A 10,658-nucleotide genomic window follows, 5' to 3' on the forward strand; every position below is an offset into this window, starting at 1 on the left:
CCTCGATCTGCACGACGCCCTCGTCTCCCTGGCCTGCAGCCTCATCTGCTGGCGACGCCTCAAGAAAGCTCGGCCATGATCGTGTTACGAGCTCTAAGCGGTGCGCGCACATCTCGCTGCCCAGGAAGCCGTGGCGCCGTGGCAGGCGTCGCTGGTGCCCCAGGCGGGATCACTGTCATCTATCCGTTCCAGCCGACGTAGCGGGACGAGGCCTCCAGTGACCAGTCGTGACACCCGCGCATCCAGTTGCGCAGGCTTCGTATGTGGTAGCTCATGGCCGGAGGGACCGGCGCAGGGAGTGAGGCGACGTGTCGGTCGAAGCCGGCGATCTCATCTGCGGCGTCGGCAGCGGTGCGCTGCAAGGCTTCCTCCACCGTCAGTCCATGAGCGGTGTACAGGCTGGGCAGATTCCAAAACCTGCCCGGGTGGTCACGTTCGGCAAAGTAGGAGAAGACGTCGTTCTGCCAGGCAGCGACGTTGGCCGCACGCAGGCGTAGCGCGGCGGCATCGGGTGCCCAGTAGTCGTCCCATCCCACGTGATCGCCCCAGGAGGCATCGATGATGACGATGCAGGCAAACGAGCAGACGGTGTACAGACGCGTAGTCTTATAGCAAGCGATGCTGGGTATGGCGTTGCTGGCGCGCATGTGGTTTTGCAGGGCCATGGAAGCGAACCAAAGTCGCATCTCAATGCACCACCGTTGAAAAGACCCGGCAGGCAAAGCGGCGCGCAGGCCGTCCACGACCTCACAGAAGGCAGTCTCCATGCGCTCGCCGGCCGCACCGGTGCCGTAGCCCTTGTCCAGGATGTCCATGACGGACGTGACGGCAGACAGGTGGGCTGGTGAGTCGGCAGTGAGATCGTCAACGAACTCGTCGTCGAACCAGAAACCCCAGGCGAGCATCCGGCCATAGGCACGCAGGAGTCCCGCCGGGGCGCCTGGGGCTACGGTGCGGGCCACGATGCGTCCCGACCGTGTCTTGGCCAAGTGCGGGATGGCGGCGTTAGGGGCAAAGGTAGACACCCAGTCGATGGCGTCGCGCTCAAGCTTCTTCACTTCAGGATGGCAGGTGGGTTCATAGGGGACGTCCATTATGGGCAGGTGGCGTATGCCGCGCCGCACATCTTGATTTGCTGATCTGTCAGCCACGCTTCCGCTCCTTCTGTAGTGTGGTAATACCGGTGATTCGGCCAGGCGTTTAAAGGACGAGGGTTTGAGCGGTCGATGATGATCCCTGGTTCGGTCTAGGCGCCATATGTAGCGAGAGTTCCGGTGGAAGGGGCGCAAGAGCGCCCGTTGTCGTTCATGACCGTGATCGCCGGATGATCCGGCGCCGCACCCACCCGCAAGCTGCCGGGCCTGGCCAGCCCATCCGCAGAGGATAGAGCGGTTAGAGATGTGAGAGTTCTCCACAAGGGCGTTTACCAATTCCGCCCGCGACGGATACCCGACAACTCATCCGCGAAGTCCTTTCCGTCGCCCGATTAATAGCCCATGCACATAAGCTCGGTGGCCTGCATGGACGAATCAGCGCCGCACAGGGCGGTCGTCTGGCGTGATAGCCGGGGGAGGACTGTGATTCACGACTGTGCTGTTCGGTACTGCCGTTGGTGGTGCCGGATCCCGGAGAGGCGATAGCGGCCTTGTGTCTGTCGGGTCACCTCGTGGGGCGTTCCGTCGGTGGGCAGGGAGTAGGTGTGCAGGTGGCGGTAGGTGTCGTAGTCGATCGGCTGGCGCCGGGCGATGTGCGCGCGGTGGGCTTCGGTGCGTAGGTGGGCGCGGTAGCGGGGAGTGATGGTGCCGGTGAAGAATTCGGCGACGCTGCCTGAGCCGTAGCTGAAGAATCCGATGGAGTCGCCGCCGAGATCGGTGTCGCTGTCGAGAAGAGAGGTGAGAGCCAGGTACATGGAGGCGGTGTAGCTGTTGCCGATCACCTGGTTGTAGGTGGTGGTGGGGCCGATCGCGTCGTCGGTGGTGTGGAGAGGAGCCGTGATGCTTGCGGCTTGCTGGAGTCGTCGATGGGCTTTGTGTGCCATGCGGGTGAAGGGCTGGTGGTAGCAGACCGTGCGGAGCTTTTCGAAGGGCAGGCCGCCACGCGTCTGGTAGTCGTGCCAGGCGCCGTCAACTGCTGTCAGGTAGGCGTCGCTCGATGCTTTGCCGTCGACGAGGGCGGTGGTGCGGTAGTTGGGGCGCCAGAAGTCCATGCCGTCGCGGGTGAACAGCCCGGAGGGGGTGTGGAGTTCGACGAGGTCGGGTGCGGCGGTGATGAGCATGGCCGCGGCGGCGGCTCCTTGCGTGGCTTCGCCGGGGCTATCGACGTCGTAGCGGGCGATGTCGCTGGCCAGGACGAGGACCTGTTGGGCAGGGTCGCAGCGCACCAGGGCGCAGGCGAGCTGGAGTGCGGCGGTGGCGCCGTAGCAGGCTTGCTTGAGTTCGACGACGCGGATGTGTGGGGGCAGGCCGAGCAGGGAGTGGACGTAGATGCCGGCGGCCTTGGACTGGTCGATGCCGGTTTCGGTGGCGAAGAGGATGGTGCGGATTCTGCCGCCGCCGTGGCGTTCGATGATCGGCGTGGCCGCGTCGGCGGCCATGGTGACGATGTCCTCGTCCTCGGTGGGGATGCTCATGGCCGTCTGCCCGATGCCGTGGTGGTACTTGGCCACGGGCGCGCCGGTGTGCCGGGCGAGTTCTTCGTGGGTGAGGCAGAGGCTGGTGGTAGCGAAGGTGAGGTCGTGGATACCGACGGTCACCTGGGTCGGATCAGTGGCCATGGGGTGCTCCGTTGAGGCGTTCGAGTCGGGTGTGAGCGTGCATGAGTTCGCCGGGGTTGGTCTGGGCGGCCATCAGGGAGAGCTCCCCGCACAGGACGGTGGCCGCGGCCAGTGCGGCCAGGCGGCGGGCGTTGTCTCCGATGGGACGTTCGGCACGGCAGCCGAGTCGTGCGAGGGCGTCCTCGACTGCGGGCAGGCCCTTGCCGTTGCCGACGGTGCCGACGATCAGGTTGGGCAAGGTGCAGGAGAAGTACAGGTCGCCGTCGCGATCGTCCGCGTAGGTGATGCCTTGGGAGCCTTCGACGATGTTGGCGGCGTCCTGCCCGGTGGCCAGGTAGAAGGCCAGCAGCATGTTGGCGTAGTGGGCGTTCGCCGAGCGGATGCCGCCGGCCAGCAGGGTGCCCACCAGGTTCTTGGTGACATTGAGGTGGGCGATCTTCGCGGCGGTGGTGCGCAGCCGGTCGGCCACGGTCTGGCGGGGGATGAGGATCTCGGCGGTGACGTTCTTGCCGCGGCCGAGGATGCCGTTGACGGCGGTGGCCTTCTTGTCGGTGCAGTAGTTGGCGGAGATCGATCCGTAGCTGACGTTCGGAATGTGGGCCAGCAGATGGGTCAGGAGGGCGTCGGCGGCGAGGGTGGCCATGTTGTGGCCGGAGGCGTCACCCGTGGCGAACTCACAGCGTATGTACAGCAGGGGGCCGACGATCTCGTGGCGTACGGCGAGGAGTTCGGCGAAGCGGCTGGTGGTGCGGGTGAGGACGCGCAGTTCTTCGAGGCGGTCGTCCAGGGCGCGTGCCGCGACGTGGGCGGCCTGGGCGTCGGTGGCCTCGAGGAGGATGGAGCGGGTCATGCGTTCGTCGACGAGGGTGGCCCGGATGCCGCCGTCGATCAGGCGGGAGATGCGGGCGCCGCGGGCGACCGAGGGCCACAGGGGGGATTCATAGGTGGCCAAAGGGACGTGGGTTTCGTCTGTGGCTGCATTGCCGCTGATCCGGAGGGGGCCCACCCAGCGTGTGGGAACGGGGGTAATGCTGTCCGGCACGGCTTTGGCGGGGGCTTTGCTGGTGGGTATGTTCTGGGTGGTCATCGGCTGTTTTCCTTGGGCTGAGGCAACAGGATCCCGCGTTGGTCGCAGAACTCGCGCAGGGCGCCGGTGATGTGTAGGTCGGCGCCGGCGAGGTCGGCGGGGCTGTGGGCGCCGAGGAGGGTCATCAGCGCGGTCAGCTGGTCGATCCAAGAGGTGAGTTGGTCGATGAGGGTGGCGAGCCCGTCGTTGACGAGGGTGGCCAGGAAGGGGCCAGAGGCGCCAGCCGCGTGGGCGCCGAGTGCGAGGGCGCGGGCCACGTCGAGGGGGTGGCGTACTCCGCCGGAGGCGAGCAGCGGGAGCCCTTTGTCCTGGGCGTCCAGGAGGGCTGCGGGCGTGCTCAGGCCCCAGCCTTCGAGGTAGGCGTAGTCGGCGCGCGGGCGGCGGCCGTTCTCGATGCGGGCGAAGTCCGTGCCGCCGCGGCCGGCCACGTCGGCGGCGGCCACGCCGAGGCCGGCGAGCTGCGCGACAGTGCGGCCGCTGAGACCGAAGCCGACTTCCTTGACGATGACCGGGACCTCGACGGCCGTTGCAATGGCTTCGATGGCGGCGGGCCAGTGCCCGAAGGACCGGTCGCCCTCGGGCATCACGATCTCCTGGACGGTGTTGAGGTGGATCTGCAGGGCGTTGGCGTCAAGGAGTCCGATGGCGCGGCGGGCCTGCTCAGGGGTGGCGTTAGCGTTGATGTTGGCCATCACGAAGCCGTCCGGGTGCTGTGCGCGCACCGGTGCGAAGGTGTCAGCACACGTGGGATCCTTCAGGAAGGGGCTCATCGAGCCGGTGGCGATGGGCAGGCCCGTCTCGCGTGCGGCGATGGCCAGATCGCGGTTGATTTCCCCGGTGTTGGGGCTGCCGCCGGTCATGGCATTGATGTACAGCGGCACGGGCCACGTCCAGCCGGCGAACGATGTCCGCAGGCTCACCTGGCCGCGGTCGATGCCAGCCAGGGCGTGGTGCATGAAGCTGATGTCGTCGAAGGCGCCGGCCCGTTGGGCGGGGGCGTGCTGAGCGGTCTGGGAGGTGTGGTGCTGGGCCACGGCCAGGCGGACGTGATCGTCCTTGCGCTTCGCGGTCATGAGACGGTCCTTGTGATCTGTGCGGCAGGGACGGGCAGCGCGCTGGCGAGGCGCGGTCCGATGCCGGAGTGCGGTCCGCCGGGCTGTGGTGTTGCGGTACGCAGGCCCAGGGGGGTGATGCCGGCGGCGGCCCAGCGGCGGTGGAGGTCGTCGGAGTCGGCGGTATGTGGCAGGACGGCGATACCGCAGTCCCCGCCGCCCGCGCCGGACGGCTTACCCGCCCCGCCCACGGCCCTGGCCGCGTCGCACAGTGCGGTAAGCGCGGGGGTGAAGATACCGAGAGCGGTCTGCTGGTCAAGGCTGTGCAGCAGGCCGCTGGCCGCGTCGACGGCAGTTCGGACGGCAGCGGCATCGTCGCGGTCGAAAGCGTCGGTTAAGGCGTCGGTCAACTGCCCGCTGTGGGCGCAGAAACGGCGGTGGGCAGCGCTGTGCCACCACGCGGTCTGCTGGAGCTGACCGATCTTCGCCGTAGTGGAGGAGGGGCGGCCGGACCACCCGTAATGCAGGGACACGGCGGACGGGGGCGTCACCGCGCGAAGCGACAGACCAGGCCAACAGGCACGCAGGGCCGCGATGATGCCACTGGTGTGCATGAGGTGGCGTAGGGCCTGGCGGTCGGGGGGGCTGTAGCGGATCCAGCCGCCCCAGGTGCCGGCGGCCAGATCCGCGCCCGACGCGCGGGCGTCGAGGGTGATCGAAGCGAGCAGAGCAAGGCGAAAGCGCATCTCGGCACTCAAGGACGTGCCGGTGAAGTCGGTGACCGCGTGGATGGCGGCGACGGTGACCGCACCGCTGGAGCCCAGGCCGATCTTGGTGGCGTTCTCGTGTAGGTCCGAGCGTACGGTCAGCCGCAGCGGCGCGGGTTCCGAACCCGACTCGGCACGGAGCTGGTCGGCGGTCTCGACGACGGCGACCAGATGGGCGAGCAATCCGCGCACAAGGCCCACTTCGTGCGGCCGATGCGGTTGCAGTCCGTGGTGGCTTCGGTGCAGCGCCACGGGATGGTCTACGAGGTCGGTGATCAGCTCGACGTCCGCGTGGTGAGCCGGTGCCGCGGTGACGGTGACGTAGCGGTCGACGGCTGCGATGAGGGCTGGCTGGCCGGGGGTGAGGACGGCGTACTCGCCGGAGATCAGCAGTTTGCCAGGAGCGCGGCGGGTGACCGGCGCCGTCATGTGGGCACCCCCGTTGTGACCGTGGCGTCGGGCCCGGAGCGGGCGACGAGCGTGCGGCAGCCGGTGACCTCGCCGAGTTCGGCGGCGATGCGCGATGCGTCCGAGACCGGGCACAGGACTTTCACGTTGGGGCCGGCATCCATCGTCGACCACGTCTGCTCGCCCCGCTCCCGCATCCGGCGTACGTGGTCGAGGACGTGGTGGGAGGCGTGGGTGCGGTAAGTGACGGGCGGGATCGCGGTCTCCATCGTGGCGTGCATGCCCAGTGCGTTGCGTTCGGCGATCGCCCCCACGGCGGGCAGGTCACCCGTGGCCAGTGCCGCGCGCATCGCGGTGACATCGGCGCCGCTGGAGGCAAGCCAGCCGGGAAACAGTGGGGAGGTGGCCACGGTGCGGCGCATCGCTTCGCGGCTGGAGACGGACTTGGGCCCGGTCTGCAGGAGCACCGCGACCATCGCCAGATCCAGACGGGCATCGTGCAGGGGCTCGGCGTATGAGGCGAGGTCGGCGTCAGCGGCATCGGGAGGGCCCGCGTGCCACAGCACGAAGCCGCCGAAGACGGAGCGGGCGGCCGACCCGGAGCCACGGCGGGCCAGCCGGGAGAGCTCGGTGGGGTCCCGGTCGATCTCGTAGGCGCGGGCCCCGGCCAGGGCGAGTGCGGCGAAGCCAGCAGCCGAGGAAGCGAGGCCGGCCCCCACCGGGACCGTGTTGCGGGTGTCGACGTGAGCCGGCTCATGCCTGCGCGCATGGGCACGCAGGACGTCTAGGAAACCGGTGACGCGGCGCAGCACCTCGCCGGTGGCCGGTCGCCCGTCGACGACGATGACGTCCTGCGCGCCTCCGGGGAGCAGTTGGACGCTGGTTGTGGTGGGGAAGACGTCGAGGGTCAGGGACAGGCTGTCGGCCAGCGGCACGATGAGGTGCTCATCGCGTTTCCCCCAGTACTTGACCAGGGCGATGTTGGGGTGGGCGACCGCCGTCGCCGTGGGTGCGGCCCTCATGCGGACCTCCCCGGCTTGATGGGGGCCGTCCAGGTCTGCGCCGCGCCGTTCTCGTCGAGCCGGGCGGCCAGGAAGCTGGCCGCGGCGGCAGTGTCGGTGAGTGCGATGACGCAGCCACCCAGCCCCCCGCCGGTCATCTTGGCGCCGAGAGCGCCATGGGCCAGGGCGGTGTCCACCAGGGCGTTCACGCAGCCGGTGCTCAGCTGCAGGTCCGCCAACAGGGTATGGCAGTCGGTGAGCTGCCGGCCGAGCACCTCCAGCTGGCCCTGCTCCAGGGCCCGCAGCGCCCGGCACGTCAGGGACGTCGACCGGGCCAGGAACTTCTCGCGACGCAGGGCGTGTTCACCGAAGGCCGCACCCAGCATGGCGACGGCTTGTTTGGTGTGGCCGGGACTGCCGCTGTCGGCGACGACGATCCACGCCTCAGCAGCGACCGGGGGCGTGCTGGGGTGCCTGTCCGACAGCAGCACAGGCCGGGTGCTGCCGGTGGCCAGTGCATCGATGCCCGAGGCGCGGCCGTGCGCCGCGCTCTCGGAGATCTGGACGTAGTCGAAGACCTCCGCAGCACTCAGGTCCAGTGGCAGCAGCTGTCCGAGAGCGTATGTCAGGGCGCGGGCAACGGCGGCGCTTGAGCCCAAGCCCCGGCCGTAAGGGATGTCGCTCTCCACCTGTACTTCCATTGCGGGAATGTCGAACCTACGGGCCCGGCGCAGCGCGGTGTCAATCAGCAGACACAGGCCTGGCGGCAGCACGCCGTCCGCCGAGGGCACAGCGCCATGCGCCGGGATCGTGAAAGGCGTGTAGCAGCCCAGGCCGTCGGCGGGCTCGGCATTGACGGCGACGGTGACCGTGCAGGACAGGTCGGGCAGCGGCACGGCCACCGCGGGCGCTCCGTAGACAACGGCATGCTCACCCAGCAAAATCACCTTGCCATGGGCCCGCCCCGTTCCGGAAGGCCGGCCCGTGTCGTACGGCCGGGGAGTAAGGGGCACCCGCCCGGTGCCGAGAGCTCCCGGCTGCTGCGGGGTCACGGCTGCGGCGCCTGGTGAGAAGGGCAGGGGCACTGCCGTGCGGTGCGTGCGACAGCAACGCCCACAGTGCCGCAGGCGGTGGCGGCGCAGCGGATACCAAGGAAGATGCCCCGGATGATCTCGGCACAGGGGTGCAGACCTGCAAGATATTTGACGGTGGACGGGCAATGGGGGGAGCAGGTCATGGCACGGTCTCCTTTCCAGGGTCGGGTCTCTCCCGAGGACGGCACGACTGTCTTTCTGCGAGTCAGACGGGCGGGGGCACGCGTGAGGCAGCCCTGCGGAGCCTGCGCTGGTTTACACAGCAGCGGCGATCTCGGCGCACCGCGCCACCGTGGCACCGTCCGCGTTGAGGAGGTCTTCGTCGACGGGACGGCCCACTACGTTCTCGATCTTCTGGGCGATTTCGGTGATCTGCAGCGAGTCCAGGCCCAGGTCTTCCATCAGGCGTTGCTCGGGCTGAATGGCCTCGACGGGTTGCTCGGCAACGATGGCGACGATGCGCAGTACCCAGGTGAGAGTGCTCAGGTCCGTGTTCACGATTCCTCCAAGGTCTGACCTGGCTTGCTTATGGCGGATGTCGAGCAAGGTGCCGTGGCGGTCAGGGACACAGCACGACTTGGGCGGCGTAGGTCAGTCCGGCCCCGAAACCGAAGAGCAGTACCGGATCGCCGCTGTGTACCCGTCCGGCCTGGCGCAGTGCGTGGAAGGCCAGCGGGACGGAGGCGCCGCAGGTGTTCCCGGCGTCCGTCAGGTCGGTTGCGGTGACAAGGCCGGGGGCGCCGATGTGCCGGGCGAGGGTGTCGATGATGCGCAGGTTGGCCTGGTGCGGCACGAACGCCTTCAGGTTGGCGGGGGCGATGCCGGCACGCCGACAGGCCTCATCGATCACGGACTGCAGGGCGCTGGTGGTCCAGCGGAACACCTTGCGGCCGGCCATCTCCATATGTCCGCTCTCGGCCGAGATCGCGATCAGCTCGGCCTGATCACCGTCACTGCCCCAGGCCACGGGAAAGATCGCGGGCCGGTCGCCGGGCAGGACCAGCGCGGCGGCCGCACCATCGGCGAAGATCGGCCCCGTGTTGCGGTCCCCCTCATCCACCCAGTCGCTCATCCGCTCCGAGCCGACCACCAACACCCCGCCAGCCGTGCCCGCCCGCACCAGCGCGTCGGCCACCGCCAGGCCATGGCTGAAACCGGAGCACGCGGCATTCAGGTCGAAGCCCGCCGCCGGCCGGCAGCCGATGCCCGCCGCAACGGAGGCCGCCCCGTTGGGCATCGGGGACGGCATCGAACAGGTCGCCAGGATCACCACGTCAACGTCGTCGGCACTCGCCCCCGCGTCCGCCAGAGCCTTGCTGCCGGCCTCCACGGCCATGGACACCACGCTCTCATCAGCGCCGGCGCGCCGGCGCTCGCGCACACCCACCCGCTGCGCGATCCAGTCAGCATCCACTCCTGCTGCGGCGGCCGCCTCCTCATTGGAGACCACAGAACTGGGCCGGTATATGCCCAGGCCCGCGATACGAGCACCCGCCGCTAGCTTGCCGCCGGACGCCACGGCGGCCATCAAATGGGCCGCGGTCACCGGTACATCCTGGAGATCGAGTCGCTCCCCGCCGTACGGTGCGGCCGGAAGCCGTCGTACAGCCCAATCACCTGAAGGGCCGGGCCTGACTGGCTCATGATGCAACCTTCCTCTTCAACTGCTGCGCTGGGTGATCAGGTGGGCCAGGGCGGTGAGATCCGCCAGCGCGCGCTCGGCCGGGTCGGCGGCGTGCAACTCACAAAAGGCCAGGTCAAGTTCGTGTGCGGCCGCCTGGCGTGAGAGGCGTCGTCCGCCCGCACGCTCCACCAGACCGGCCGCCTCCCGTACCTGTTCCTCGTCCAGCGGCCCGGCCTGCGCGTACAGCGCGGCGAGCCGGTCTCCGGCCGCCGTGCGCGAGCCGATTGCGGCGAGCACCGGATGCGTCTTCTTGCGCGACGACAGATCGCTGCCGACCGGCTTGCCGGTCACTGCCGGGTCGCCGAAGATGCCGAGCAGGTCGTCGGTGATCTGGAAGGCCACCCCCAGTCGGCGGCCGAAACGGGCCAGGCGCCTGGCCCGTCCCTCGTCCGCGCCGCCGGCCAGCGCGCCGAGCGCGCAAGCGGCGCCTATCAGGGCTCCGGTCTTGCCCGCGGCCATCGCCGTGTACTCAGCCACCGTCACGTCGCCGCGCCGCTCGAAGGCTGTGTCCATCGCCTCGCCCTCTATCAACTCCAGTACAGCGGCAGCCAGTACGGACACGGAGTGGCCCGCATCCTTCGGGCGGCTGTCGGCCAGGACCCGCAGCGCCTGGGTGAGTAGCGCGTCCCCGCCAAGGAGGGCTGCGGGAATGCCGAATGCCGCCCACAGCGCGGGCTGGTGGCGGCGCAGCTCGTCGCCGTCGATGATGTCGTCGTGGATGAGGGAGAAGTTGTGGACCAGCTCGATGGCGACGGCCGCGCCGAGCGCGTCCTCGCTGGCGCCGCCCACGGC

General features: G+C 69.0%; 10 protein-coding genes. All 10 read right to left on the bottom strand.

What is annotated here, in order from left to right; translation table 11 throughout:
* Positions 1-179 precede the first annotated feature (179 nt).
* Positions 180-1,151: a hypothetical protein gene (locus ABZ624_RS40535; protein WP_360100267.1), complete on the bottom strand. Its 972-nt coding sequence runs from the start codon at positions 1,149-1,151 to the stop codon at positions 180-182.
* 431 nt (positions 1,152-1,582) lie between these two features.
* Positions 1,583-2,773: a hydroxymethylglutaryl-CoA synthase gene (locus tag ABZ624_RS40540; protein ID WP_360100270.1), complete on the bottom strand. Its 1,191-nt coding sequence runs from the start codon at positions 2,771-2,773 to the stop codon at positions 1,583-1,585.
* Positions 2,763-3,860, bottom strand: a complete 1,098-nt coding sequence (locus tag ABZ624_RS40545) for a hydroxymethylglutaryl-CoA reductase (protein ID WP_360100273.1) — start codon at positions 3,858-3,860, stop codon at positions 2,763-2,765. The genes ABZ624_RS40540 and ABZ624_RS40545 overlap by 11 nt, the downstream gene beginning before the upstream one ends.
* Positions 3,857-4,933 (bottom strand): type 2 isopentenyl-diphosphate Delta-isomerase, encoded by a 1,077-nt coding sequence (gene fni / locus ABZ624_RS40550; protein ID WP_360100276.1) that lies wholly within the window; start codon positions 4,931-4,933, stop codon positions 3,857-3,859. The genes ABZ624_RS40545 and fni overlap by 4 nt, the downstream gene beginning before the upstream one ends.
* On the bottom strand, positions 4,930-6,108 hold the full coding sequence (locus ABZ624_RS40555; RefSeq protein WP_360100279.1) for a phosphomevalonate kinase: 1,179 nt from the start codon (positions 6,106-6,108) through the stop codon (positions 4,930-4,932). The genes fni and ABZ624_RS40555 overlap by 4 nt, the downstream gene beginning before the upstream one ends.
* Complete coding sequence (gene mvaD, locus ABZ624_RS40560; RefSeq protein WP_360100282.1) at positions 6,105-7,109, bottom strand: diphosphomevalonate decarboxylase; 1,005 nt, start codon at positions 7,107-7,109, stop codon at positions 6,105-6,107. Before mvaD ends, ABZ624_RS40555 begins: the two co-directional genes overlap by 4 nt.
* The gene (mvk, locus tag ABZ624_RS40565) at positions 7,106-8,173 is read right to left on the bottom strand and encodes a mevalonate kinase (RefSeq protein ID WP_360100285.1); all 1,068 of its coding nucleotides are present in this window, start codon (positions 8,171-8,173) and stop codon (positions 7,106-7,108) included. The genes mvaD and mvk overlap by 4 nt, the downstream gene beginning before the upstream one ends.
* Positions 8,174-8,437: 264 nt before the next feature.
* The gene (locus tag ABZ624_RS40570) at positions 8,438-8,680 is read right to left on the bottom strand and encodes a phosphopantetheine-binding protein (RefSeq protein ID WP_360100288.1); all 243 of its coding nucleotides are present in this window, start codon (positions 8,678-8,680) and stop codon (positions 8,438-8,440) included.
* Positions 8,681-8,741: 61 nt separating this feature from the next.
* Positions 8,742-9,728 (bottom strand): beta-ketoacyl-ACP synthase 3, encoded by a 987-nt coding sequence (locus ABZ624_RS40575; RefSeq protein WP_360100290.1) that lies wholly within the window; start codon positions 9,726-9,728, stop codon positions 8,742-8,744.
* A gap of 114 nt (positions 9,729-9,842) precedes the next feature.
* Positions 9,843-10,658 (bottom strand): polyprenyl synthetase family protein (locus ABZ624_RS40580; protein WP_360100293.1); only part of this gene is annotated, 816 nt, incomplete at its 5' end.

Source organism: Streptomyces sp. NPDC007205 (assembly GCF_040634095.1).
Lineage (GTDB): Bacteria > Actinomycetota > Actinomycetes > Streptomycetales > Streptomycetaceae > Streptomyces.